At 63.7% G+C, this 26,508-nt stretch carries 20 protein-coding genes; 16 read left to right on the plus strand and 4 right to left on the minus strand.

Features of this window, described 5'->3' with window-relative positions:
- Positions 1–57 precede the first annotated feature (57 nt).
- Both JAB8_RS17345 and JAB8_RS17350 read left to right on the plus strand, forming a co-directional pair.
- Positions 58–429 (plus strand): YajD family HNH nuclease, encoded by a 372-nt coding sequence (locus JAB8_RS17345; protein WP_034755042.1) that lies wholly within the window; start codon positions 58–60, stop codon positions 427–429.
- Positions 430–447: 18 nt separating this feature from the next.
- Positions 448–1,116, plus strand: coding sequence for a response regulator (locus JAB8_RS17350; RefSeq protein ID WP_070290761.1), 669 nt, complete (start codon positions 448–450; stop codon positions 1,114–1,116).
- Between the two features lie 35 nt (positions 1,117–1,151).
- On the opposite strand, the gene JAB8_RS17355 is transcribed toward JAB8_RS17350, so the two are convergent.
- Positions 1,152–3,296 (minus strand): TonB-dependent receptor, encoded by a 2,145-nt coding sequence (locus tag JAB8_RS17355; RefSeq protein ID WP_070290762.1) that lies wholly within the window; start codon positions 3,294–3,296, stop codon positions 1,152–1,154.
- A gap of 166 nt (positions 3,297–3,462) precedes the next feature.
- Here JAB8_RS17355 and JAB8_RS17360 point away from each other — a divergent pair, with 166 nt between their 5' ends.
- The 9 genes from JAB8_RS17360 (at position 3,463) to JAB8_RS17400 (ending at position 18,133) form a co-directional block, all read left to right on the plus strand.
- Positions 3,463–4,827 carry an ATP-binding protein gene (locus tag JAB8_RS17360; RefSeq protein WP_254679538.1) on the plus strand — a complete coding sequence of 455 codons (1,365 nt, stop codon included), beginning with the start codon at positions 3,463–3,465 and terminating at the stop codon, positions 4,825–4,827.
- A gap of 73 nt (positions 4,828–4,900) precedes the next feature.
- Positions 4,901–6,184 carry a crosslink repair DNA glycosylase YcaQ family protein gene (locus tag JAB8_RS17365; protein ID WP_070290764.1) on the plus strand — a complete coding sequence of 428 codons (1,284 nt, stop codon included), beginning with the start codon at positions 4,901–4,903 and terminating at the stop codon, positions 6,182–6,184.
- On the plus strand, positions 6,181–7,173 hold the full coding sequence (locus JAB8_RS17370; protein WP_070290765.1) for a DUF2804 domain-containing protein: 993 nt from the start codon (positions 6,181–6,183) through the stop codon (positions 7,171–7,173). The genes JAB8_RS17365 and JAB8_RS17370 overlap by 4 nt, the downstream gene beginning before the upstream one ends.
- 113 nt (positions 7,174–7,286) lie before the next feature.
- A complete protein-coding gene (locus tag JAB8_RS17375) occupies positions 7,287–9,953 on the plus strand; it encodes a bifunctional acetate--CoA ligase family protein/GNAT family N-acetyltransferase (protein ID WP_070290766.1) in 2,667 nt (888 codons plus the stop codon).
- A 116-nt stretch (positions 9,954–10,069) separates the two neighbouring features.
- Complete coding sequence (locus JAB8_RS17380; protein WP_139143077.1) at positions 10,070–10,735, plus strand: hypothetical protein; 666 nt, start codon at positions 10,070–10,072, stop codon at positions 10,733–10,735.
- A 180-nt stretch (positions 10,736–10,915) separates the two neighbouring features.
- The gene (locus tag JAB8_RS17385) at positions 10,916–13,495 is read left to right on the plus strand and encodes a DUF349 domain-containing protein (RefSeq protein WP_070290791.1); all 2,580 of its coding nucleotides are present in this window, start codon (positions 10,916–10,918) and stop codon (positions 13,493–13,495) included.
- Positions 13,492–13,965 carry a molybdopterin synthase catalytic subunit MoaE gene (gene moaE, locus JAB8_RS17390; RefSeq protein ID WP_070290768.1) on the plus strand — a complete coding sequence of 158 codons (474 nt, stop codon included), beginning with the start codon at positions 13,492–13,494 and terminating at the stop codon, positions 13,963–13,965. The genes JAB8_RS17385 and moaE overlap by 4 nt, the downstream gene beginning before the upstream one ends.
- Positions 13,966–14,086: 121 nt before the next feature.
- Complete coding sequence (gene clpB, locus JAB8_RS17395; protein WP_070290769.1) at positions 14,087–16,693, plus strand: ATP-dependent chaperone ClpB; 2,607 nt, start codon at positions 14,087–14,089, stop codon at positions 16,691–16,693.
- 324 nt (positions 16,694–17,017) lie between these two features.
- A complete protein-coding gene (locus JAB8_RS17400; protein ID WP_070290770.1) occupies positions 17,018–18,133 on the plus strand; it encodes a polyamine ABC transporter substrate-binding protein in 1,116 nt (371 codons plus the stop codon).
- 96 nt (positions 18,134–18,229) lie between these two features.
- Here the strand turns inward: JAB8_RS17400 and JAB8_RS30170 are convergent, their stop codons facing one another.
- The 3 genes from JAB8_RS30170 to ppk1 all read right to left on the minus strand — a co-directional run bounded on the left by JAB8_RS30170 (position 18,230) and on the right by ppk1 (position 21,386).
- Positions 18,230–18,358, minus strand: coding sequence for a hypothetical protein (locus JAB8_RS30170; protein WP_256267160.1), 129 nt, complete (start codon positions 18,356–18,358; stop codon positions 18,230–18,232).
- Between the two features lie 450 nt (positions 18,359–18,808).
- Positions 18,809–19,267: a phosphohistidine phosphatase SixA gene (gene sixA, locus JAB8_RS17405; RefSeq protein WP_070290771.1), complete on the minus strand. Its 459-nt coding sequence runs from the start codon at positions 19,265–19,267 to the stop codon at positions 18,809–18,811.
- A 25-nt stretch (positions 19,268–19,292) separates the two neighbouring features.
- Entirely contained in the window at positions 19,293–21,386 is a 2,094-nt protein-coding gene (ppk1, locus tag JAB8_RS17410) for a polyphosphate kinase 1 (RefSeq protein WP_070218042.1), read from the minus strand.
- Positions 21,387–21,668: 282 nt separating this feature from the next.
- On the opposite strand from ppk1, the gene pstS reads away from it, so the two are divergent.
- From pstS to phoU, 5 genes are all read left to right on the plus strand, one after another.
- On the plus strand, positions 21,669–22,718 hold the full coding sequence (gene pstS / locus JAB8_RS17415; RefSeq protein ID WP_070218044.1) for a phosphate ABC transporter substrate-binding protein PstS: 1,050 nt from the start codon (positions 21,669–21,671) through the stop codon (positions 22,716–22,718).
- 344 nt (positions 22,719–23,062) lie between these two features.
- A complete protein-coding gene (pstC, locus tag JAB8_RS17420; protein ID WP_227742171.1) occupies positions 23,063–24,034 on the plus strand; it encodes a phosphate ABC transporter permease subunit PstC in 972 nt (323 codons plus the stop codon).
- Positions 24,031–24,927 carry a phosphate ABC transporter permease PstA gene (gene pstA / locus JAB8_RS17425; protein ID WP_070290772.1) on the plus strand — a complete coding sequence of 299 codons (897 nt, stop codon included), beginning with the start codon at positions 24,031–24,033 and terminating at the stop codon, positions 24,925–24,927. The genes pstC and pstA overlap by 4 nt, the downstream gene beginning before the upstream one ends.
- 26 nt (positions 24,928–24,953) lie before the next feature.
- Positions 24,954–25,748, plus strand: coding sequence for a phosphate ABC transporter ATP-binding protein PstB (gene pstB, locus JAB8_RS17430; protein ID WP_034755069.1), 795 nt, complete (start codon positions 24,954–24,956; stop codon positions 25,746–25,748).
- A gap of 48 nt (positions 25,749–25,796) precedes the next feature.
- On the plus strand, positions 25,797–26,507 hold the full coding sequence (gene phoU, locus JAB8_RS17435) for a phosphate signaling complex protein PhoU (protein WP_070218051.1): 711 nt from the start codon (positions 25,797–25,799) through the stop codon (positions 26,505–26,507).
- The last annotated feature ends 1 nt before the right edge of the window (position 26,508 follow it).

The following is a 26,508-nucleotide window of genomic DNA, read 5'->3' on the forward strand; positions in this document are numbered from 1 at the left end:
ATTGCGCCCCCATCCTCATTAAAATGGATGCTTCTTCCTCCCATATCGAAAGTTGTCATGCAGAGTAAAAAGCCCGACGCGGCAAGACTGGACAAGATCGTGGCCGAAGCGCGCCGCGCCGCCGACCAGCGCGAGAGCGGCTACCGCGAGCGCTCGCTGAAGATGTATCCGTGGGTCTGCGGCCGCTGCATGCGCGAATTTACGCGCGCCAACGTGCAGCAACTGACGGTGCACCACCGCGACCACAACCACGACAACAATCCGCCCGACGGCAGCAACTGGGAACTGCTGTGCCTGTATTGTCACGACAATGAGCACTCGCGCTACCTGGAAGCGGACCGTGGCGCAGGCCTGCTGTCGGCCGAGGTGGCGCCCGCCACGCACAATCCGTTTGCCGCGCTGGCCGGCCTGATCAAGAAAAAGGACTGAGCGGATCGCCGCTTCTCCATGCGCATCCTGCTGACCGAAGACGACCCGCAGCTGGGCCGCGCCACGCAAATCGGCCTGGAACAGGGCGGCTACGCCGTCGACTGGGTCACGAGCGCCGAACACGCGCACACGGCCGTGCGCCTGCACGACTACGGCTGCATCCTGCTCGACCTGGGCTTGCCGGGGCAGGACGGCATGCAGGCGCTGGGCATGCTGCGCGACAATGGCTACAGCGGCGCCGTGCTGGTCGTCACGGCGCGCGACCAGGTGGGCGAGCGCATCGCCGGCCTGGACGCGGGCGCCGACGACTTCATCGTCAAACCGTTCGACCTCGACGAGCTGGCCGCGCGCATCCGCAGCGCCTGCCGCCGCGCCGCTGGCCGCCTGCGCGAGCAGCTCGTGCACGGCGACCTGGCGCTCGATATCGCGGACCGGCAGCTGACGCAAGGGGGCGTGCCCGTGATGTTAACCGTGAAGGAATTCCGCATCCTGCAACTGCTGCTGGAACACGGCGGCCGCGTGCTGAGCCGGGAACAGCTGGAGAAAAACCTGTACAGCTGGGGCGATGAAGTGGAAAGCAACGCCGTGCAAGTGCACATTCACCACCTGCGCAAGAAGCTGGGGCGGGACTTGATACGCACGGTGCATGGGATCGGCTATTGCATCGACAAGCCCAAAGCGGTCTGACGGAAAAAAGGCGGCCGGGAGGCCGCCCCCCTTGATCAGAAATCGACGGTGGCCGACAGCCACAGACGGCGTCCGTCCAGGCTGTTGACGTAGCGGTTCGCGTAGTTCAAGGCCGGTGCGCGGTAAGGCTGGTAGTCGATGAAGTCCTTGTTGAGCAGGTTGTACACGGCCGCGTTCAGGGTCACGCGCTTGTTCAGCTGGTAACTGGTGCCCAGGTGCAGCATGGCGTAGCCCTGGTAGTCGCCCAGCGCAGCCTTGGCGGCGCGCGTGGAAGCCGAGGTGCCCGGATCGCGGAAGCGCTCGCTGCGGTATTCGGCGCGCAGCCAGCCGTTCCATTCGCGCGATATATCCCACGAGAGGCGCGCATTGACTGCGTGCTTGGGCGTGTCGCTCAGCGGCTTGCCCGCATTGCTGCCGCTCTTCTGTTCGCTTTCCGTGTACGTGTAGTTGGCGCTGGCCGACAAGCTTTTTCCCAGCGGGAAGCGCGTGTTCAGCTCGACGCCGCGTGTGACGGCCTCATCCACGTTGACCGACTGGCCAAACGCATCGACGTTGGGCCAGTTGCCGAAGCTGACGCAGCCGGGACGGTTCGGCGATGGACGGTAGCTGCAGTTGACGAGGCCCGTGCCCGTCGTGATCTTGTCCTTGAATGCATTGTTGAACAGCGAGCCGCTGGCGGTCCAGCCGGCCAGGTTGTCGAAGTAGGCGCCGATTTCCGTTGTCGTGCTCGTTTCCGGCTTCAGGTCCGGGCTGCCGACGAGGGGGATCGTGCCCTGGCCGCCGAAACCGTTGATGCCTGGGGACAATTGTTCCACGCGCGGCGTCTTGTAGCCCTTGCTGACGCCGCCCTTGACGGTCCAGCTCGGTGTCGCGTTCCACACGGCATACGCGCGGGGGCTGGTCTGGCCGCCGAAGATGCTGTGGTCGTCATAACGGGCGCCAAAGGTCAACGCGACGTTTTCCAGCACTTGCCATTCGTCTTCCACGAACAGGGCTTTTTGCGTGAATTCGAATTTTTTCGGTGCCACGCCGTCCGTCATTTCCGCTTTCCACCATTGCGCGCCGACGGTCGCCATGTGCTTGCCCAAAGGCATGACCAATTTGGTGTCGAACACCTGGCTTTCCACTTCCAGCGTGCGCGCGCTGCCGGCCACGGCGCCGGGCGTGCCTGGCGGAATCGTGCGGCCCAGGGTTTCCGTCTTGTTCACCATGTAGCTGCTGTCGAGCGTGCCGAAGTCGAAGCGGCCCGTGTGCGACAGGGTCCACTGGTCGCGGTTATATTTTTGTTCCGGGCCGTAGCCGCCTTGCACGGTCTTGGTGCCGAGCTGGCCGTTCGAATTGTCGTAGGTCTGGCGGCCCGCGTCCGCGTCGAGGATGACGGTGTGGTAACGGTTCGGCGTCAACGCCAGGCGCGCGCCGAAGTTGGCGATGTCCGCGCGCACGGGATTGGCGCCCATGCTGGCGGGCACCTCCGCGCCGGCCGCGTTGGGGACGCGGATGTCGGCCGCATCGCGGCGCTGCTTGCTGCCGCGCAGGGACAGGCCCAGCAGGTCGGTGGCGATGGGGCCGCTCAGGTAGAAGCGGCCGCTTTTCACGTCGCCGAAGTCCGATGCCTGCTGCGCGGTATAGTCGGCCGAGACGGAGCCCATCCACTGCTTGCCCACCTTGCGCGTGATGATGTTGATCACGCCGCCCATGGCGTCCGAGCCGTACAGGGTCGACATGGGGCCGCGGATGATCTCGATGCGCTCGATGGCGGCCAGTGGCGGCATGAAGCTCGTCTGCGTGCCGCCGAAGCCGTTCGGCGTGACGTTGCCGGCCGCATTCTGGCGGCGTCCGTCGATCAGCACCAGGGTGTAGTCGCTGGGCATGCCGCGGATGCTGATGTTCATGCCGCCCGTCTTGTCGCCCGCCGCGCCCACGTCGATGCCTTCCACGCTTTCCAGCGCCTGCGTCAGGTTGCCGAAGCGTTCCTTCGACAGCTCCTCACGCGTCAGCACCGTGATCGAGGCGGGCGCCTGTTTGATGTCCTGCTCGAAACCGGAGGCGGAGACCACCACTTCCGGCATGCTGGCCGGCGTGCCGGTCTGGGCGTGAGCCGGCAGGCAGGACAGGGCGGCCAGGGCCAGGGCCAGGGTGGTGGGACGCGGCAGGGGCGCGCGGCGGGTGCGGTTGGACATGCAAACTCCTGAAGGGTGAATGAATAATTGCGCTGTATTGGTGAAGGAATGGGAATCATGAAAGCAATAAGAATCATTTACAATTGCAGCCATGGCTACCCAGAAAATATTTCGCTCCGGATCTTGCGCAGAAGTTCTTAAGAGATTCTTAACTGCCGGCCGCGGCGTGCAAACCTGGTCGCTGCGGCGCACCCTGCTGACGGTCTTGCTGGGCCTGACCTTGGCCCTGTGGGTGGGCAGCGCCGCCATCGTGTATGTGGAAGCGCGCCGCGAAAGCCAGGAATTGTTCGACCAGTCGCTGACCGAGACGGGGCATCTGCTGCTGTCGCTGGTGGCAAAGGAGGCGCGCGAACACGGCTTGACGGGACCCATCGACCTGCCCCTGCGCGGCCAGCACAATCCCCACCAGTATTTGCTGTTCAAGGTGCGCGACGCGCAGCAGCGCGTGCTGTACCGCAACGATGCGGCGTCCGACATCGCCCTGTCGCGCAGCGCGCCCGATGGCCTGTCGTGGACCACGATAGGCGGCCAGCGCTGGCGTCTGTTCTCGCTGTGGGACCCGCAGCGCACTTTGCAACTGCTGGTGGCCGAACCGACCAGCCACCGCGACGACATCAGCCGCGGCTTCTTTTACCGCGTTGCGCTGTTCGGCCTGCTGCTGGCGGCGCTGGCCACCGTCGCCATCTGGTGGGCCGTCCACCGCGTGTTTCGCGTGCTGCAAGCGTGCGCCGATGAAGTGTCGGCGCGCACGCCCGATGAACTGGCCGACGTTGGGCTCGCTGGCGCGCCGGACGAACTGCATCCGCTGCTGCTGGAAATTAACCGCCTGTTCGGCAGGGTGCGGCACAGCCGCGACAACGAGCAGCGCTTCACGGCCGATGCGGCGCACGAACTGCGCACGCCGCTGGCCGCCATCAAGACGAATCTGCAAGTGCTGCAGCGGGCGCGCAGCGCGGACGAGCGCGAGGAATTCATCGCCGCCCTGGGTAGCAGCGTGGAGCGCGCCACGCGCCTCGTCAACCAGATGCTGGCGCTGGCCCGGCTCGATCCGCAGGCGCAAGCCCAGGTGGCGCTGGCGCCGGGCGACCTGGCGCAGCTGCTGGCGCAGCAGGCCGCGCAGTGGCAGGCGCTGGCCGCGCCGTACCGGCTGTCGCTGGCCGTGAACGTGGCGCCGGCGCCGTGCGCGCTCGATGCGGACAGCCTGCAGATGCTGCTGCGTAACCTGGTCGACAATGCGCTGCGCTACACGCCGGCGCCGGGCGCCGTCGAGATCAGCTGCGGCGTGGAAGCGGGACGCAGCTATGTGCGCGTGGCCGATACGGGACCGGGCATCGCGGAAGACATGCATGAGCGCGCGTTCGAACGTTTTGTGCGCCTGGGGCAGGTGGAAAGTGCGACGCAGCTGCCCGGCAGCGGGCTGGGCCTGTCCATCGTGCGGCGCATCGCCGAGCGGCATGGCGCGGCCATCGTGCTGGGCGCCGGCTTGCAGGGCAGGGGGCTGGCGGTGACGCTGGTGTTTCCCGCCGCATAGCGAGGCTGAAGGCTGCGCGATCCGATAGCGATAAAACGCACAATGCGTGGGCAGAATGCGGTATCTTTCTGTTATGCACAGACCAGACAAGCACCCGCCTTCCGACGTCCCCCCGCTCTCGCTGGCCGCCGCGCGCGCCCTGCACCTGGCCGCGCAGGGCTTGCTGCAGGCGCGGCGTAAAAAAGCCGTGAAGGCCGACGTGCTGGCCGCCATCCGCCAGATGGGCGTGCTGCAGATCGACACCATCAACGTGGTGGCGCGCAGCCCCTACCTGGTGCTGTGGAGCCGGCTGGGCGACTATCCGCAGCCGTGGCTCGAGCAATTGCTGGCCGAGGGCGCGCTGTTCGAATACTGGGCGCATGAGGCGTGCTTTGTGCCCATCGAAGACTATGGCTTGTACCGCCACCGCATGCTGGATCCGGCCGCCATGGGCTGGAAGTATTCCGTCAAATGGATGGCCGAGCAGGGCGACGCCGTCGCTTCGGTGCTCGACCATATCCGCGTCAACGGCGCCGCGCGCTCGGCCGATTTTGAGCGCACGGATGGCCAGGCGGGCGGCTGGTGGAGCTGGAAGCCGGAAAAGCGCTCGCTTGAAGTGCTGTTTACGTCGGGCGTGCTGATGATCGCCAAGCGGCATCAGTTCCAGCGCTATTACGACCTGGCCGAACGGGTGCTGCCTGGCTGGCACGACGGCTTGCTGCCGCCCGAGGACCAGGTGCGTCGCCGTTTGCTGCTGGCCAGCGTGAAGGCGCTGGGCCTGGCGCGGGCCGGCTGGATCAGCGACTATTTCCGCACCAAACAGCCGCGCGCCAGCCTGGCGCACGATCTGCAGGCGCTGGTCGACGAGGGCGCGCTGCTGCGCTGCGCGGTGGCCGGCTGGAGCGACGCCGTCTACGTGCATGCCGAGCATGGGGAGTTGCTGCGCGCGGCCGCCGCCGGCAAGCTGGCGCCCACCTTGACGACGATCCTGTCGCCGTTCGACCCCGTCGTCTGGGACCGGCGCCGCGCGCTGGAACTGTTCGACTTCGACTACCGGCTCGAATGCTACACGCCCGCTGAAAAACGCCGCTATGGCTACTTCACGTTGCCGATCTTGCGGCGCGGCGCGCTCGTGGGACGCCTGGATGCCAAGGCGCACCGCGCTCAGGGGCGCTTCGAGATCAAGTCGCTGGCGCTGGAAGAGGGCGTGCGCGTCAGCCCCCGCCTGGTGCAGGACGTGGCCGGCGCCGTGCGGCGCCTGGCGCTCTGGCATGCCTGCCCGCAGGTCGAGATAGCCCAGGCGCAGCCGGCCGCCTTCGGTGCGCTGCTGGCCGCCGCCCTGCACGACGGCGGCGCTGCCGCAAGGCAGGCCGCATGATGCTGCCGCCCGCGCCGTCATCCCTGCTCGCCGCCGGTGGCCAGCCATGTTTCGGCCGCTACACGGGCCAGCTGGACGCTTTCGACTGGGCCGCGCTGGCGCCGCCGCATGCACGGGGCGCCCTCTGGCGCCTGTTCCACCACAAGCGCTGGCATTACGTGGCCCTGTCGACGCCGGCCGTGTTCTGCGGCGTGGCCATCGTCGACCTGGGCTGGACCAGCACGGCCTTCGCCTATGCCTTCGACCGCCACAAGGGCAAGATCGTGGCCAGTTTTTCGCAGGATGGCATTCCCGGCCTGTGCGCCACGCTGGCGCCGCATGCGGGTGCTTCCAGCCGTTTCCGTTTTTTGTCGCAGAAAATCAGCATCGAGGCGCAGCCGCAGCAGCGCTACCGCTTGCGGCTCGATTGCGGCCATTTCGGCATCGACGCGGAATGCGGCCCGCCCGTGGCGCCCACCTTGCTGGCCATCGGCCCCGTGGGCGAGGGCGGCAGCGTGCATGCGACGCAAAAATCGGGCGGCTTGCCCTTGTGGGGCAGCGTGCGCTGCGGCGCCGTCGGCTACAGCCTGGACGACGGCGTGGCCAGCTTCGATTATTCGAACGGCTTGCTGGCGCGCGAGACGGAATGGCGCTGGGCTTCGGCGCACAGCCTGGACCTCGGGTTCAACCTGCAGGCCGGCTATTTCGGCGCGCATGAAAACGCGCTGTGGCTCGATGGCCAGCTGTATCCGCTGGGCCGCGCGCATTTCGACTTCAATCCCGACAACCCGCTGGCGCCGTGGCACGTATGGACGGACGACGATCTGCTGGACCTGCACTTCAAGCCGGAAGGGGCACGGCGCGAGGATAAAAACCTGTGGATCGCCGCCAGCCGCTACATCCAGCCCATCGGCACGTTCAGCGGCTGGGTGCGCACCAGCGCGGACTCGCCCAAGCGCATCGTGGCGCAGCTGGCGGGCGTGACGGAAAGCCACCGCTCGCGCTGGTAGAGGCACTATTTTTTTGCGAAACGCGTGACAAGGTCAAGTTTTTTTGGCAACGCATCCTATACACTGGCGCAGCCGCTCCGGCATCCCGCTCCGGCAAACCATGAGGCCAGAACATGAGTATCCGTAATCTCGACAAGCTGTTCAAGCCAGCCTCGGTGGCCCTGATCGGCGCCACGGCGCGCGAACGCAAGCTGGGCGCCATCGCCCTGTACAACCTGCTGGGCGGCGGCTACCAGGGAGAGATTTGGCCCGTCAACCCCAAGTACGACGAGCTGATGGGCCTGAAATGCTACCGCAAGCTGGGGCACCTGCCCAAGGCGCCGGACCTGGCCATCATCTGCACGCCGCCCGCCACCATCACGGCGCTGATCCGCGAACTGGGCGCGCTGGGCACGCGCGCGGCCATCGTCATGACGTCGGGCCTCGATCCCGTGCGCGAGCAGTCGCTGCGCCTGGCCATGCTGAAGGCGGCCAAGCCGCATTTGCTGCGCATCCTCGGCCCCAACAGCATGGGGCTGCTGGTGCCGAAACTGGGCTTGAACGCCAGCTTCGCCCACGTCGGTGCGACGAGCGGCAAGATCGCCTTCGTCTCGCAGTCGGGCGCGCTGGTGTCGGGCGTGCTCGACTGGGCCAACGCGCACGGCGTGGGCTTTTCCAAGTTCATTTCGCTCGGCGCCAGCTACGACATCGATTTCGGCGACCTGCTCGACTACCTGGCCGGCGACATCGACACGGCCGCCATCCTGCTGTACATGGAAGACATCCAGGCGGCGCGCAAATTCATGTCGGCGGCGCGGGCGGCCGCGCGCAGCAAGCCCGTCATCGTGCTGAAGGCGGGGCGCGAGGCGGAAGGCGCGGCCATGGCGGCCTGGCATACGGGCGCGCTGGCCGGTTCCGACGCCGTCTACGACGCGGCCATCCGCCGCGCCGGCATGCTGCGCGTGTATTCGGCCGAAGAACTGTTCGACGCCGTGGAAACGCTCACGCACATCCGCTCGCAGCGCGGCGAGCGCCTGGCGATTTTGTGCAACGGCGGCGGCCTGGGCGTGATGGCCACCGATGCGCTGGTGAGCAGCGGCGGCAAGCTGGCCGAGCTGTCGCCGGACACCGTGATCGCGCTGGAAAAGGCGCTGCCACGCGGGTGGTCGCACGACAACCCCGTCGGCTTGCCCGGCGACGCGGCCGTCCAGCGCTATGCCGACGCCATCAAGCCGCTGCTCGACGAGCCGCAGGCGGACGCCTTGCTGCTGCTGCACGCACCCACGGCCATGGTCTCGTCGATCGATATCGCCGAAGCCGTCACGCCGCTGATCAAGGCCACCTCGCGCACGGTGCTGTCGTGCCTGCTGGGCGGCACCACCGTGGCGCCCGCGCGCCAGGTCTTCAATCGCGCCGGCATTCCCACCTATGACACGCCGGAAAAGGCCGTGCATGGCTTCATGCAGATCGTGCAATACCGGCGCAACCAGGAAACCCTGATGCAGGTGCCGGCGCAGCTGCCCATGTCGGCCACGCCGCGCCGCGCGAGGGTGCGCGAAATCGTCGCCGCCGCGCTGGCGGCCGGCCAGACGGTGCTCGGCGAATGCCGCTCGAAGGAGATTTTGGCCGCCTACGGCATTCCCGTCGCGACCACGCGCATGGCGGCCGACGTGGAAGAGGCGCTGGCCGTGGCGGCCGATATCGGCTATCCCGTCGCGCTGAAGATCCATTCGCCCGACATCGCCCATAAATCCGACGTGGGCGGCGTGGCGCTCGACCTCGACACGCCCGACATCCTGCGCACGGCCGCCGCCGCCATGCTCAAGCGCGTGCGCCGCATGCGGCCCGACGCGCTGATCGACGGTTTTACGGTGCAGCAGATGGCGCGCCGGCCGCAATCGCATGAATTGATCGTCGGCGTCACGACGGACGCCGCCTTCGGCCCCGTGATCCTCGTGGGGCAGGGCGGCATCGCCGTGGAAGTGACGGCCGACCACGCGATCGGCCTGCCGCCGCTGAACATGGTGCTGGCGCGCGACATGCTGGCGCGCACGCGCGTGTCGAAGCTGCTGGCCGGCTACCGCAACCAGCCGCCGGCCGACATCGACGCCATCTGCTACACCCTGATTCAGGTGGCCGAGCTGGTGGCCGACATCGGCGAGCTGGCCGAACTCGACATCAACCCGCTGGTGGCCGACGCGGACGGCGTGATCGCCCTCGACGCGCGCATCCGCCTGCAGCCGGGCCAGCAGCGCGACCGCCTGGCCATCCGCCCGTATCCGCAGGAGCTGGAAGAGCAGGTGACATGGATGGATCAATCGATCCTGCTGCGCCCCATCCGCCCCGAGGATGCGCCGCAGCACATGGATTTGTTCCACGCGCTGGACCCGGACGACGTGCGCCTGCGCTTTTTTACCTCCATGCGCGAGCTGCCCGTGTCGCAGCTGGCGCGCCTGACGCAGATCGATTACGACCGCGCCATGGCCTTCATCGCCACGCACACGGGGCCGGACGGCAAGCCGGAAACCCTGGGCGTGGTGCGCGCCGTGGCCGACCCGGACAATATCCACGCCGATTTCGCCATCGCCGTGCGTTCGGCCCTGAAGGGCAAGGGCCTGGGCCATATCCTGTTCGAGAAGCTCGTCGACTACTTCCGCAGCCGGGGCACGGAAGCGCTGGTGGGCGAGGCGATGGCGCGCAACAAGGGCATGCAGCGGCTGGTAAAGAGCTTTGGCGGCGAAGTCACGCCATCGGAAGAGCCCGGCGTCGTCAACCTGCATATCGGCTTGCGCGCGCCGTAAAAGAAAGCGCGGCTGGCCCGCTGCGGGTTTGTGCAGGATCAAACCCATCGCTGTCGGTAGTCTTTACACTTTCACTTCCAGGATCAGACATCCAGCGCATTTTCGGGAGTGAGTGCATGCTTACGGCAACATATATATTGGTTTCCCTGTCGGTGGAACAGGCCAGCATCCGCATGAGCCTGCTGGCCTTTCAGAAGTACATGCATGTGCAGCTGCGTCACCAGAGCAGACTCAGCCTGGCGCAGCTGCAGTATGCGGGCGACTGGCTGAGCCGGCTGTACCAGGGCGGCTACTGGCGCAAGGTGGAAATGTATCTGGTGCCCGCCATTCGCCAGGCCGCACCGCATGCCGACGGCTTGCTCAATGAAATCAATGGCTTGAACCGCGTGGCGCTGGAAAGCATCAATGCGGTGCAGCAGCGCGCGGGCGCCGCCATCGACCATTCCGAATTGCAGGCCGAGCAGCTGTGCGCGGCCATCGACGCCTTTTGCGCGGCCTTGCTGCAGCGCCTGGAAAAAGAAGAGCGCGAACTGTTCGCGCTGGCGCGCAAGGTCATCGTGGGCGAAGCGTGGTTTGCCATCGCCTACCAGTTCCTCGCCCACGACGCGCGCGCGCAGGAGGCGCGCCGTGGCAAGGCGCAGGTGCTGCCCTTTGTTTTGCCGGCGCCTTTGCCGACATCCTTGCCGGCGCCGGGCGCGCCTGCCACCGGCGGGGAAAACGCCGAGGCCGGCGGCGCGTCGGCGCAGCTTGCACCGTCACCGCCGCTGCGCGCGCAGGCTTGAACGGGTAGCGAGCGCACACCCCGGCAGGCCCGCCTGTGCCAGGGTGGTTTTATCGCCGGGCACATGGCGCCGTCATAGGGAAAAGATTCATTTTAGTCATTTGATAACTTGTTCAGCCCTGTCCGATGCAATACCCCGGGCTTTGTTATGATGGTGGTTTTGATCCACGCGAAACCCGTCATGTTCGAATTTCTCTTCAAGCGTTCTGCCAGCAAGACTGCCGTCCCCGATCCTGTCGTGGCAGAACAGGCCGCCGCTTCGGCGCAGAGCGCATCGCGCCGCGCCGAACAGGTTGCGCGTGCCCATGCCGTGGCGGGCGACGAAGCCGCCGCCTGTGAATTCATCGTGTCCAGCGAATTTGCCGATGCCCGCCTGATCGCGGCCGAACACGTCCATAGCTTGCCCCTGCTGGAAAAAGTCCACCACGCCATGCGCAATACGGACCGCCGCGTTGCCAAGCTGATGCAGGGCCGCATCGACCTGATCCGTCATCAGGCTGCCGAGACGCAACGCGCCCAGGCCAGCATCGCCACGGCCCAGCGCCTGTTGAACGATGACAAGCTGAGCCCGAACCAGGTAGCCGAGCTGGACCGTCAATGGCAAGTCATCAAGGCCACGCCCGAGCTGGAGAGCGCCTTTGCCGCCGCGCGCGCCGCGCTGGCCGCCCGCCTGGAAGCGCAAGTGGTGCTGCAGCGCGCCGTGATCGACACCGTCGCCGCCGCGCGCGCCTTGGCTGCCAGTGGCCAGTCCCCCGATGAGCTGGCCCAGGCGTTGGCCCGCCTCGACGCGGCACATGCGCAGCATGCGCAATCGCCCGAGCGCGCTTCCTTGCCGAAACACCTGGAGAGCGATTTCATCCAGGCGCGCGAGCAGGCGCAGTCCGCCTTGCAGGCGCTGCAGCAGCACCAGGCCGCGTTCGACGCGCGCCAGCTTGCGCTGGTCGCATGGCAGGCGCAGGACGCCGCTACGCTCGATGCAGACACCTTGAAACGCGCGTGGCAAGCCTTGCCGCGCCTGCCCGAGTCGCCATTGTCCGACAGCCTGCAGCAGCAATTTGCGGCCCTGCTGGCCAGCGCCCCGGCGCCGCTCGTCCCTGCCGCAGCCGTGGACGCGCCAGCGCATGCGGAACCGGCGCCGCGCAAGCCGCGCCAGGAACACGCGCCCGTGTCGAAGGAAGCGACGGAGCAGTTCTTCAAGGTGCTCGACGCCATGGAAGCGGCGCTGCAGGATGGCTTGCTGCACGTGGCTTCCGAACATGACAAGACCTTGCGCGATAGCAAGCACGGCCGTTTGACGCCTGCGCAAGCGGATCGCCTGGCCCATGTGCGCGGCGAGTTCAAGCGCCTGGCCGACTGGGCGCGCTGGGGCGGTAATGTCTCGCGCGAGGAACTGGTCAAGGCGGGCGAGGAATTGCCGGCGCAGCAATTGCCGATGACCGAACTGGCCAAGAAAGTGGGCAGCCTGCGCGAGCGCTGGAAGTCGCTCGACACCTTGTCCGGCCCCGCACCGAAATCGCTGTGGGAGCGTTTCGACGCCGCCTGCAGCGTGGCGTATGCGCCGGCGGCCCAGCATTTCAAGCAACTGGCGGAAGAGCGCCACGGCAATGCAGCCAAGGCCCAGGAACTGATCGCGGAAACGGCGGCCCTGGCGGCCGAAGAGAGTACCGACTGGAAACATGTCGCTTCCGCCTCGCAGCGCTTGCGCCAGGCGTGGACGCGCCTGGGCACGATCGATCGCAAGGAAAAGAAACGCCTGGATACGGAGTTCGGCGCCGCGCTGGACGCCCTGTCGAAGCCGCTGGACACGCAGCGCCAGATCGAGACGGCGCGCCGCGAGCAATTGATCGTGGAAGTGGGCCTGCTCAAGCCATCGGAGCGCAACACGGTCGACATGCTGAAAGCCTTGCAGGACAAATGGCAGGAGCTGGCGAAAGCCCTGCCGCTGGAACGCCGCGCGGAACAGGCGCTGTGGCAGCGTTTCCGTGCCGCCTGCGACGATATCTTCGCCAGGCGCAAGGAAACGGCCCACGCGGCCGACCACGAGCGCCGCGAACACCTGCATGCGCGCGAAGCGCTGTGCGCCGCGCTGGAAACGGCCGTCGTGCCCGAGGGCGACGACAAGGCCCGCAGCGCCTTTATCAATCACTTGCTGCGCGACACGCGCGCCGCCTGGAACGCCACAGGCCCCGTGCCGCGCGCCAGCGAAGCGAAGATCGAACAGCGCTACCAGGCGGCGGTCGCCGGCGTGCAAGCGCAGGCGGATGCGATCGCCGAACGCGCTGGCGCGGCGCAGGCCAACGCCCTGCGCGACAAGTTGCGCCTGGTGCAATCGCTGGAAGCCGCACTGGCCGATGGCGGTGCCGGCGCCGACGCGCAAGCGTGGAGCGAGCGCTGGAGCGCCTTGCCGCCGCTCGACGCCCAGTACGAACGCAGCCTGCAGCAGCGCTTTGCCGCCGCTCAGGCCGCGCTGGGCGAGGGCAGCGCGGCCTACGTGCAGCAATTGCAGGCCAATCAGGAGCGTCTGCTCGGTGAAGTGTTGCGCCTGGAAATCGTCGCCGGTGTCGACAGCGGCGCCGAATTTGCCCGCGACCGCCTGAAAATGCAGGTGGAAGTGCTGCAATCGTCGCTCAAATCGGGCCAGAAGCCGCTCACGCAAGTGTCGCAGCTGATGCAGCTGTGCGCGATCGCCGCCGTCACCGATGCGCGCACGGCCAGCCGCATCGAAACCCTGCTGCGCCGCATCGGAGGCAACGCGAAATGAGTACATCCGTCCGCATCCAGCAAGCCGATTTTGACTTGAGTCAAGAAATCGCACAATTGCGTGCAGGCAACCCCAAGGTGGGCGCCGTCGTCGGCTTCGTCGGCACGGTGCGCGACATGAACGAAGGGCTGGACGTGGCCGCGATGGAGCTCGAGCACTATCCGGGCATGACGGAAAAGTCCATTGCAGCCATCGTGGAGCAGGCGCGGGGCCGCTGGCCCCTGTCCGGCGCGCTGGTGATCCACCGCGTGGGGCCCTTGCTGCCGCAGGAGCAGATCGTGCTGGTGGCCGTGTCGTCCGCCCACCGGGGCGAGGCGTTTGCCGCCTGCGAATTCATCATCGATTACCTGAAGACGGAAGCGCCGTTCTGGAAGAAGGAAGACACGCCCGAAGGGGCGCGTTGGGTCGATGCGCGCGACAGCGACGAGACGGCCCTGGACAAGTGGGCCGCAAAAGCAAGCGCCATTTGAAGCGAACGCGCCGCGCACGCTAGCATTTGCCAAAATGCATCAGTTTTCTGCTTTGTGTATGCTTGAAAAGTACTGCCTCACCCCAATTTGGTTAACAACTAATTAACCGGGAGCGCTTTTCATGCGACAAGATAAACTGACTACCAAGTTACAGGAAGCCCTGGCCGACGCGCAAAGCTTGGCCGTGGGCAACGACAATCCCTATATCGAACCAGTCCACCTGCTGACGGCCCTGTTGAACCAGGACGACGGCGGCGCCCGCTCGCTGTTGCAGCGGGCCGGCGTCAACGTGGGCGGCCTGTCCAAGGCCCTGGGCGCGTCCATCGAACGCTTGCCGAAGGTCTCGGGCACGGGCGGCGACGTGCAGGTGAGCCGCGAATTCGTGGCCTTGCTGAACCTGGCCGACAAGGAATCGCAGAAGGCGGGCGACCAGTTCGTGTCCAGCGAAATGGTCTTGCTTGCCATGACGGACGACAAGTCCGACTGCGGCAAGCTGGCGCGCGAAAACGGCCTGACCCGCAAGGCGCTGGAGGCGGCCATCGACGCCGTACGCGGCGGCAACAAGGTCGATTCGCAGGAAGCCGAAGGCCAGCGCGAAGCCTTGAAAAAATACACCTTGGACCTGACGGAGCGGGCGCGCAAGGGCAAGCTCGATCCCGTGATCGGCCGCGACGATGAAATCCGCCGCACCATCCAGATCCTGCAGCGCCGCAGCAAGAACAATCCCGTGCTGATCGGCGAGCCGGGCGTGGGCAAGACGGCCATCGTCGAAGGCCTGGCGCAGCGCATCGTCAATGGCGAAGTGCCTGAATCGCTGAAAGGCAAGCGCGTGCTGGCGCTGGACATGGCCGCCCTGGTTGCCGGTGCCAAGTTCCGCGGCGAGTTCGAAGAGCGCCTGAAGTCCGTGCTCAAGGAACTGGCCATGGATGAAGGGCAAACCATCGTCTTCATCGACGAGATGCACACCATGGTGGGCGCGGGCAAGGCCGACGGCGCGATGGATGCCGGTAATATGCTCAAACCGGCACTGGCGCGCGGCGAGCTGCACTGCGTGGGCGCCACCACGCTCGACGAATACCGCAAATACATCGAAAAGGATGCCGCGCTGGAACGCCGCTTCCAGAAAGTGCTCGTCGACGAGCCGACCGTGGAGGCGACGATCGCCATCCTGCGCGGCTTGCAGGATAAGTACGCGCTGCATCACAAGGTGGAAATCACGGACGCGGCCATCATTGCCGCGGCGGAATTGTCGCACCGCTACATCACGGACCGCTTCCTGCCCGATAAGGCCATCGACCTGATCGACGAGGCGGCGGCGAAGATCAAGATCGAGATCGATTCGAAGCCGGAAGTGATGGACAAGCTGGAACGCCGCTTGATCCAGCTGAAAATCGAGCGCGAAGCCGTCAAGAAGGAAAAAGACGAAGCATCGCTGCGCCGCCTGGGCCTGATCGAGGAAGAGATCGTCAAGCTGCAGCGCGAATACAATGACTTCGAGGAAATCCTGAAGGCGGAAAAGGCCGTGGTGCAGGGCAGCACGCACATCAAGGAAGAGATCGAGCAAGTCAAGCTGCAGATGGAGCAGGCCACGCGCGAGAGCAACTGGCAGAAAGTGTCGGAGCTGCAGTATGGCAAGTTGCCGCAGCTGGAAGCCCAGCTCAAGCAGGCCGACAGCGGCATCCCGAAACTTGACCCTGACCAGCCGAAATTGCTGCGCACGGAAGTGGGCGCCGAGGAAATCGCCGAAGTGGTGTCGCGCGCGACGGGGATTCCCGTGTCGCGCATGATGCAGGGCGAACGCGACAAGCTGCTGCACATCGAAGAGAAGCTGCATGAGCGCGTCGTGGGCCAGGATGAAGCGATCACGGCTGTGGCCGACGCCATCCGCCGCTCGCGCGCCGGCCTCTCCGATCCGAACCGTCCCTATGGTTCCTTCATGTTCCTGGGACCGACGGGCGTGGGCAAGACCGAGCTGAGCAAGGCGCTGGCGACCTTCCTGTTCGATACGGAGGAATCGATGATCCGCATCGACATGAGCGAGTTCATGGAGAAGCATTCCGTGGCCCGTCTGATCGGCGCGCCACCGGGCTACGTGGGCTACGACGAGGGCGGCTACCTGACGGAAGCCGTGCGCCGCAAGCCGTACAGCGTGATCCTGCTCGACGAAGTGGAAAAAGCGCATGCCGACGTCTTCAACGTGCTGCTGCAAGTGCTCGACGACGGACGCATGACGGACGGCCAGGGCCGTACGGTGGATTTCAAGAATACCGTCATCATCATGACCTCGAACCTGGGTTCGCATAAGATCCAGGCGATGGAAAGCGATGATCCCGGTGTCGTGAAGCTGGCCGTGATGGCCGAGGTACGCTCGCACTTCCGTCCCGAGTTCGTCAACCGTATCGACGAAATCGTCGTGTTCCACGGCCTCGACGAGAAAAACATCGGCGCGATCGCGAAGATCCAGCTCAAAATTCTCGAAGAACGCCTGGAACGCATGGACATGCAGCTGAGCTTGACGGACGCCGCGCTGCAGCAGATCGCCGAAGCGGGCTACGACCCGGTGTATGGCGCCCGTCCTTTGAAACGGGCGATCCAGCAGCAGATCGAAAATCCGCTGTCGAAGCTGATTCTCGAAGGCCGCTTCGGCCCGAAAGACGAGATCCGCATCGACGCCCAGAACGGCAACCTGGTGTTTACAGGGGCGCAGGTGGGGCTGGACAAGGTGTAATGTTGGCTGGTCAGTCCCTGCGGGATTGGAAGCTACCCCATTGGGGCAGCTTCCCCCGTCGGGTCTGACCCCAGTTTTACGGCATTTGCAGTGAGGAAGATGTGCGACGATTTGCGACGTCTAACAAAACCGTAGCGAGCGGCAGTGATTTGTGGCAGAGAAGCGCAACCGTACTCTAGTACGGTGAGCATCGCAGGCCGCAAAGCGCGACGCGCAGTAGGTTTTGTTAGACGTCCTCAGGCAGGGCGGTATCAGGCTAGACCTGATGCCGCCCTTCTTGCTATCATCGTCACTATTTTCTGACTAATTTTCGGAGGCGGTACGATGGCAAACACATGGCAAGCAGGGCGGCGCATTGGACTGGGACTGACCTTGGCGGCGGCCGTGCTGGCCTTGCCTGCGCACGCCCAGGAAGAAAAAGTCCTGAACATCTACAACTGGTCGGACTATATCGGCGACGATACGATCAAGAATTTTGAGAAGGAAACGGGCATCAAGGTACGCTACGACGTTTTCGACAATAACGAAATCCTCAATGCGAAACTGGTGGCGGGCAAGTCCGGCTACGACATCGTCGTGCCGACGGCCCAGTGGGCGCGGCTGCAGATCGATGCGGGCCTGCTGCGCAAGCTCGACAAGAGCAAGCTGACCAACCTGGGCAACCTCGATCCGAACCTGCAGGCGAAATTGTCGAAGATCGACCCGAACAACGATTACCTGGTCGACTGGCTGTGGGGCTACACGACGGTGGGCATCAACGTCAACAAGGTCAAGGCCGCGCTGGGCGGCATGCCCATGCCCGACAACGCGTGGGACCTGATCTTCGACCCGAAATATGCATCGAAGCTGAAATCGTGCGGCGTGTCCTTCCTCGACTCGCCGTCGGAAGTGCTGCCGGCCGCCCTGCAATACCTGGGCAAGCCCGCGTACTCGAAAACGGCCGCCGACTACCAGGAAGCGGGCAAGGTGCTGCAGGCGATCCGCCCCTACGTAACCTTGTTCAGCTCCTCAGGCTACATCAATGACATGGCCAACGGTTCCGTCTGCGTCGCGCTGGGCTGGTCGGGGGACATCAATATCGCGCGCCAGCGCGCCATCGACGCGAAGAATGGCAATGTGATCCAGGTGCTGGTGCCGAAGACGGCCGCCCTGATGTTCGACACCATGGCCATTCCCGCCGACGCGCCGCATCCGAACAATGCGCACCTGTTCATCAACTACATCCTGCGTCCGCAAGTGCATGCCAGCCTGAGCAACAAGGTCTTTTACGCGAATCCGAATCCGGCCAGCATCAAATATGTACGCAAGGACATCGGCGAGAGCAAGGCCATCTTCCTGTCGGACGCCGACAAGCAGCGCATGGCGGCGCCGGAAGCGACCACGGCCGATATCCGCCGCTTGATGACGCGCATTTATACGAAGTTCAAGACGGGAGTGTAATACGGGAGTGTAATACGGGAGTGTAAAAACAAGGATGGCGCGAGAGACGGTCCTGTTGGCCGTCGCTGGCGCCATGCGATAGTGCCGAGGTGAACGCTACTCGTGATAGCGGTCCATCAGCTTATGGTGGCTGCCGCGCATTTCTTCGACCAGTTCAAAGGCGACAAAGCCGATGATGGCGGCGAAGATGGCGATGAAGAGAAAAACGAGGAAGGTGATTAACATGGTCTTTCAGCCGCCGTTGGACGGCCGTCCGCTGGGTTGCTCAATGTGCCGGAGCAGCGCTCCAGCACGTAGTTGATGCAATTAAACTCTAGCAGATCGGCAGCGCTTTACAAGGCTGCTGAGTTGTGAACTCCACCAGTATTTGTCCCAGCGCACTTTTTGCGCATTTCAATCTGGGGTCAGACCCGGCGGGTCTGACCCCGTGGCCTATTTCACCACCAGATCATGCGCCATCACGGCCTTCAAATAGACGCTGACAGGGTCACCTGGCTCGCGCTGGGAGAACCTGTCCATCCTGCGCTGGCCTTGCGCATTTCCCTGTTTTACTATTTCACCACCAGATCATGCGCCATCACGGCTTTCAAATAGACGCTGACGGGGTCACCTGGTTCGCGCTGGGAGAACCTGTCCATCCTGCGCTGGCCTTGCGCATTTCTCTGTTTTAGTATTTTATTTCACCACCAGATCATGCGCCATCACGGCTTTCAAATAGACACTGACGGGGTCGCCTGGCTCGCGCTGGGAGAACCACCACGCGCTGGCCTTGCGCATTTCCCATTCCTGCTCTTCGCCCGTCAGCAGCAGGGCGGCTGCCTGGCCCAGGGTGGGTTGGTGGCCGACGATGAGCACGGTTTCCTTGCCGCCGGGCCAGTTGGCCGCCTTCAGGATGTCTTCCGCCTCGGCGCCGGGCGCAAGTTCCGGCATCAGCTTGAACTTGCGCCCCAGCGCCTCCGCCGTTTGCAGGGTGCGCAGGGCGGGGCTGACGAGGATGCGGCAATTTTCCGGTAGTTGCGAGGCCAGCCACTCCCCCATGCGGCGCGCCTGTTTCTGGCCTTTGACGGTCAGGGCGCGTTCGAGGTCGGGGAGGCCCGGCTCGGCTTCTGCGTGTCGCCACAAGATGAGATCCATGCTGTACTCCTGTGTGTAGAGTTGCCTATTCGCCGACCTCCGCGCCCGGCGTGCCCAGTGTGTGCATCAGGTATTGCTGGGCGCTGAACGGCATCTGCTTGCCGCGCGGCTTGCGGCGCGCATAATGGCCCGTCGGCTCCAGCTCCCATGCATTGGTATTATCCTTCAAATATGGGTTCAAGCCCTCGGCGATCACGCGCCGTTTCAGCGCCCGGTCCAGCACGGGGAAGGCCACTTCCACCCTGCGGAACAGGTTGCGGCTCATCCAGTCGGCGCTGGCCAGGTAGACATCGTGCGCCAGGTCGTTGCGGAAGTAGTAAATGCGGCTGTGCTCGAGGAAGCGGCCGATCACGGAGCGCACCTTGATGTTTTCCGACAAGCCTGGCACGCCCGGTTTCAGGGTGCAGGCGCCGCGCACGATCAGGTCGATCTTCACGCCATCGGTCGAGGCCGCATACAGGGCGCGGATCACGGATTCATCGACTAGCGCGTTGACCTTCACGATGATGCGACCGCGCCGGCCTGAACGGGCGATCTTCGCCTCGTTGCGGATGGCCTTGATGATTTCGCTTTGCAGGCCGAACGGCGCCAGCCACAAATGGTTCAGATTGTGCGGCTTGGTCAGGCTGGTCAGGTGGATGAAGACTTCGTTCACTTCCACAGCCAGGTCCTGGTTCGCCGTCAGCAAGCCGAAATCCGTGTACAGCTTGGTGGTCGTGGGGTGGTAGTTGCCGGTGCCCAAGTGGGCGTAGAAGCGCAGCGCGCCTTCTTCGCGGCGGATGACGAGCGCCACCTTGGCGTGGGTTTTCAGGCCCACCACGCCGTACACGACTTGCGCGCCCGCCTGTTCCAGCTTGTCGGCCCAGTTGATATTGGCTTCTTCGTCGAAACGCGCCATCAATTCCACGATGACCGTTACCTCTTTGCCCATCTTCGCCGCCGTGATCAAGGACTCCATCAGGTCCGAGTTCATGCCCGTGCGGTAGATCGTCTGCTTGATGGCGACGACGGACGGGTCGTAGGCGGCGCTGCGGATGAAGTCGATCACCGTCTGGAACGATTGATACGGGTGGTGCAGCAGGATGTCATGCTTGGTCAGCGCGGCAAAGATGTCGTTGCCGATGGCCTTGTGCGCGAGGCCCGGGAAGAACGGCGGGAAGCGCAGCTCGGGCTGCTTGACGTGGTCGATCATTTCCGACAGGCGCACGAGGTTCACGGGGCCGTTGACGCGGTAGAGGCGGCTTTGATCCAGATTAAACTGGTCGAGCAGGAACTGTGACAATTCTGGCGGGCAATTGCGCGCCACTTCCAGGCGCACCGAGGTGCCGAACTGGCGCCCCACGAGCTCGCCCTTCAGGGCCTGGCGCAGATTCTTGACTTCGTCCTCGTCCACCCACAGGTCGCTGTCGCGCGTGACGCGAAATTGCGAATAGGCAATTACTTCGCGCCCGGCGAACAAATCCGAGATATGCGCATGAATCACGGAAGACAACAGGCAGAAGGACACGCCGTCGCCGGAAATGTCGTCCGGCAGCTTGATGACGCGCGGCAAGACACGGGGCGCCTTGACGATGGCGATGGCCGTGCCGCGGCCGAACGCATCCTTGCCGCTCAGCGAGACGATGAAATTGAGGCTTTTATTCACCACTTGCGGGAACGGGTGGGCCGGGTCCAGGCCGATAGGGGTCAGCAGGGGGCGCACTTCGCGGTCGAAATACTGCTTGACCCAGGCGCGCTGCGCATCGTTGCGGTCGTTGTCGCGCAGCAAATGCACGCCCGCTTCGCGCAGGGCCGGCAAGACTTCGCTATTTAATATCTCGTACTGGCGTTCCACCAGCGCATGGCATTCCTTGCCGATGCGCTCCAGATTGGCCGCCAGGGCAGGGTGGCCGGCCAGCGAACCGCCGATGCTGCCGGCCGCCAGCAGACTGGCCACGCGCACTTCGAAGAACTCATCCATGTTGCTGCTGACGATGCACAGGTAGCGCAGGCGCTCGAGCAGCGGAATGTTCGGGTCTTCCGCCTGGGCCATCACGCGCCGGTTGAAAGTCAGTTGCGACAGTTCGCGGTCAAGCAGGATGCCCGATTTGGTCACTTCCGTGTGCAGTTCAGGTTTCATATTCTTTTGTCTTTGCAGATAGTTAATTCTAGCCGTATTTCATCCGTATTTCATCGCGTATGACGCGTTGTGAGTGTAATCATGAAATATGACGTAAGCGTGACATAAGCTGTCATAAAGCGTCGCCCGCCCTGTCATTTTTCGCGCCGAAAAGGGCGGTTCCCGGGGCGTAGCCAATTATTTCAGGATTTTTTGCCCATGTCATAAACCTGTCATATTCGCTTGCTAGACTGCGCAGCATTCAACCGGGACTTTGAGCCCTAACAACCCTGAGGACTTGATATGCAAATGAAGCAAATGTTCAAATTTATCGTCGTGGGTGCTTCGGCAGCGATGGCATTTTCTTCCGCTTCCGTCATGGCGGCAGATATGACAGGTGCTGGTGCAACCTTCCCGTACCCGATTTACGCCAAATGGGCTGAAACGTACAAAGCCAACACGGGCAACGGCCTGAACTACCAGTCCGTCGGTTCCGGCGCCGGCATCAAGCAAATCAAGGCCAAGACTGTTGAATTCGGCGCTTCGGACATGCCTTTGAAGGCGGAAGAGCTGGAAGAAGCGGGCCTGATGCAGTTCCCGGCCATCATGGGCGGCGTGGTCACCATCGTCAACCTCGACGGCGTGACCCCAGGCCAGCTGAAAATGACGGGTAAAGTCGTTGGCGACATCTACCTGGGCAAGATCACCAAGTGGAGCGCGCCTGAAATCGCCGCACTGAACAGTGGCGTCAAGCTGCCGGACACGGAAATCACCGTGGTGCACCGCGCCGACGGTTCGGGCACCTCGTTCCTGTTCACCGACTTCCTGTCGAAAACCAACCCGGAATTCAAATCGAAAATCGGCGCTGGCTCGGCCGTGAAATGGGCCGTGGGCGTGGGCGGCAAGGGTAACGAAGGCGTTGCAGCAAACGTACAGCGTATCAAGGGTTCGATCGGCTACGTCGAGTGGGCTTACGCCAAGAAAAACAAGATGTCGCACACCCAGCTGCAAAACAAGGACGGCAACTTCCTGCAGCCTGACGACGAAAACTTCAAGGCCGCCGCCGCTTCGGCACCCTGGACGCAAACCCCAGGCTTCGGCGTGGTCCTGACCGACCAGGCTGGCAAGAACAGCTGGCCTATCACGGGCGTGTCGTTCATCCTGATGCACAAAGTCCAGGCTGACCCAGCCAAGGCAAAAGAAGTCCTGAAATTCTTCGACTGGGCCTACAAGAACGGCGGCCCTGCTGCCGTCGAACTGGACTACGTGCCGATGCCGGCATCGGTCGTGAAACTGGTGCAGGAATCGTGGAAAGCCAATTTGAAAGATGCATCGGGCAAGTCGATCTACTAATCGCATAGCCTGAGTCATTCATCCTTGCCCCGCCGGCAGTATGGCGGGGCAGGGAGTTAGCCAGGACCGCCCGCAAGCCCTTGCAGACGGTCCTGGCTAAAAGAATAAAAGTAGCTGAAAGAATAAAAGCAACGACGCCTGACAAAACCGTAGCGAGCGGAAGGGAGTTGCGGTCGAGAAGCGCAACTGTACAAAGGTACAGTGAGCATCGCAGGCCGTAAATCCCGACGCGCAGTAGGTTTTGACAGGCGTATTAAAACAGCAGCACCGGCAGTACCACCCACATCTGGCACAATATGAGCGCACAATCTACCTCCTCCACGATCCCCCTGCCAGGCGGCACCATGACCGATTCCATCAGTCACGCGCAAATGCTTTCCACCATGCGCAAGCAGCGCTTCCAGGATTTCATGTTCCACAAGGTGACGATGCTGTTCGCCCTGTCGGTGCTGATCGTCCTGGTCGGCATCATCATTTCGCTGATCATGGAATCGATACCGGCCTTCAAGACCTTCGGCCTGCATTTCATCGTGTCCGCGGAATGGGACCCCGTCAATGATCAGTACGGCGCCCTGATCCCCATCATCGGCACCCTGGTGACGTCCGTCATCGCCTTGCTGATCGCCTTTCCCGTCAGCTTCGGCATCGCCCTGTTCCTCACGGAAATCTGCCCGGCCTGGCTGCGCCGCCCGCTGGGCACGGCTGTCGAGCTGCTGGCCGGCGTGCCATCGATCATCTACGGCATCTGGGGCCTGTTCGTCTTCGCGCCCCTGTTCGCCGACCACGTCCAGCCCCTGCTGAAAGCCACGCTGGGCAACGTGCCCGTCATCGGCCAGCTGTTCAGCGGCCCCATGATGGGCATCGGCCTGCTGACGGCCGGCCTGGTGCTGGCCATCATGATCATCCCCTTCATCGCTTCCGTGATGCGCGATGTGTTCGAAATCGTCCCTGCCGTGCTGAAGGAATCCGCCTACGGTCTGGGCTGCACGCGCTGGGAAGTGGTGCGCAAGATCGTCTTGCCATACACCAAGACCGGCGTCGTCGGCGGCGTCATGCTGGGCCTTGGCCGCGCGCTGGGCGAGACCATGGCCGTGACCTTCGTCATCGGCAACGCGAATAAACTGTCGTGGTCGCTGTTTGCCGCCGGTAACAGCATCACCTCGCTGCTGGCGAACGAATTCGGCGAAGCGCAATCGGCGTTGCACGTATCGTCGCTGTTCTCGCTGGCCCTGATCCTGTTTGTCATCACCTTTATCGTCTTATCCGCCGCCAAGCTGATGCTGGCTGGCATGTCCCGCAAGGAAGGCACGAAATGAGCCAGCTCAGCCAAGTTAGCACCCTCGACGTTCCGGCCAAGCCGGCCATGAACCCCGTCTACCGCAAGCGCCTGCTGATGCACCGCGTCGGCATCGCCCTGTCGGTGGCCGCCATGGCCCTGGGCCTGGCCGTGCTCGTGTGGATTTTGTTCACCCTGGTGATCAAGGGTTTCGGCGCCTTGTCCATCGATCTGTTCACGCAAACGACGCCGGCTCCCGGCAGCGAAGGCGGCGGCTTGATCAATGCCATCGTCGGCAGCGCCCTGATGGTGGGCCTGGCCACCGTCGTCAGCACCCCGATCGGCATCCTGGCCGGCATCTACCTGGCCGAATACGGCGAAGAAAACAGGCTGGCGCAAGTGACGCGTTTCGTCACCGACATCATGCTGTCGGCCCCATCGATCGTCATCGGCCTGTTCGTGTATGCGCTGTACGTGGCCCACGTCAAACACTTCTCCGGCTATGCGGGCGCCATCGCCCTGTCGCTGATCGCCGTGCCCGTGGTGGTGCGCACGACGGACAATATGCTGCGCTTGGTGCCGAACAGCCTGCTGGAAGCCGCGTTTGCCCTCGGTGCGCCGCGCTGGAAGGTCGCCACCCTGGTGCGCTTGCGCGCTGTAAAAGCTGGCGTCATCACCGGCGTACTGCTGGCCCTGGCCCGCATCGCCGGCGAAACGGCGCCGCTGCTGTTCACGGCCCTGAATAACCAGTTCCAAAGCTTTAACATGAATGCGCCGATGGCCAACTTGCCGTCCGTCATCGCATCGTTTGCAATGAGCCCGTACGACAACTGGCGCTCGCTGGCCTGGGGCGGCGCACTGCTGATCACCTTCAGCGTGCTGGCCCTGAATATCCTGTCGCGCACCGTGTTCAGCCAAAAAGTCCCACATTAAACAGATACCGAGCGAAGCGAACCCATATGAATACGCAAATGAATCCAGCCCAAGACTTGGCGCCAAAGAAAAAAACCATCGAGATTTCGGGCCTGAACTTTTTTTACGGCAAAACGCAAAGCTTGCATAACGTCAACCTGGACATTCACGAGAAGAAGGTCACGGCCTTCATCGGCCCGTCCGGTTGTGGCAAGTCGACCCTGCTGCGCACCCTGAACCGCATGTACGACCTGTATCCGGGCCAGCGCGCGGAAGGCTCCATCCTGTACCGCGGCCGCAACGTGCTCGACGCCGACCAGGACGTCAACATGCTGCGCGCCAAGGTCGGCATGGTGTTCCAGAAGCCCACGCCGTTCCCCATGTCCGTCTACGACAACATCGCCTTCGGCGTGCGCCTGTATGAAGACCTGTCGAAGGGCGAAATGGATGAGCGCGTCGAGTGGGCCCTGAAGAAGGCCGCGCTGTGGGGCGAAGTCAAGGACAAGCTGACGAAAAGCGGCCTGTCGCTGTCGGGCGGCCAGCAGCAGCGCCTGTGCATCGCGCGCGGCGTGGCCGTGAAACCGGACGTCTTGCTGCTCGACGAGCCGACCTCGGCGCTGGACCCGATCTCGACCTCGAAGGTGGAAGAGCTGATCAGCGAACTGAAACAGGATTACACGATCGCCATCGTGACGCACAATATGCAGCAGGCGGCGCGCTGCTCCGACTACACGGCGTATATGTATCTGGGCGAGCTGGTGGAATTCGGCGAAACGGACCAGATTTTCATGAATCCGGCCCGCAAGGAAACGCAGGATTACATCACGGGCCGCTTCGGCTGATCCGCCCAGAATAACGATATACAAGACTACTGAATACGGAGAGACAGCATGATAGGCGAACATTCATCCAAGCAATACGACAACGAACTCGAAGCGATCCGCTCGAAAGTGCTCCTGATGGGCGGCATCGTTGAAACCCAGTTCCTCGACGCGATGACATGCTTTCGCATCGGCAACCCGGAACGCGCCGACCGCGTGATGCGCGAAGACGACGTCGTCAACCAGCTGGAAGTGTCGCTGGACGATGCCTGCAGCCATTTGATCGTGCGCCGCCAGCCGGCCGCCAACGACTTGCGCACCATCATGGCCACTATCAAGGTGATTACCGACCTCGAGCGCGTAGGCGACGAGGCGACCAAGATCGCCCGCGTGGCGAAGAACTTGCATAAGCGGGGCAACGCCGTCGTCAACCATTACGAGATGGTGCGCGGCATCGCCAACACGGCCACCGACATGCTGCACGACGCGCTGGACGCCTTCGCGCGCAACGATGGCAAGCAGGCATTACAATTAATTGCACAAGACGCCATCATCGACCATGAGTTTCGGTCTATCATGCGCAACCTGATTACCTTTATGATGGAAGACCCGCGCACGATTTCGGCGGCGCTCGATACCCTGTGGGTGGCCAAGGCCATCGAACGGATCGGCGACCATGCGAAAAACATCGCCGAATACGTGATTTACGTGGTTGAAGGCAAGGACATCCGCCACACCAAGGTGGCTGCTCCCGCCATTTCCGAGGAGCTCCCTGAGTAAG

This window comes from Janthinobacterium sp. HH106, from assembly GCF_001758725.1.
Classification (GTDB): Bacteria; Pseudomonadota; Gammaproteobacteria; order Burkholderiales; family Burkholderiaceae_D; genus Janthinobacterium.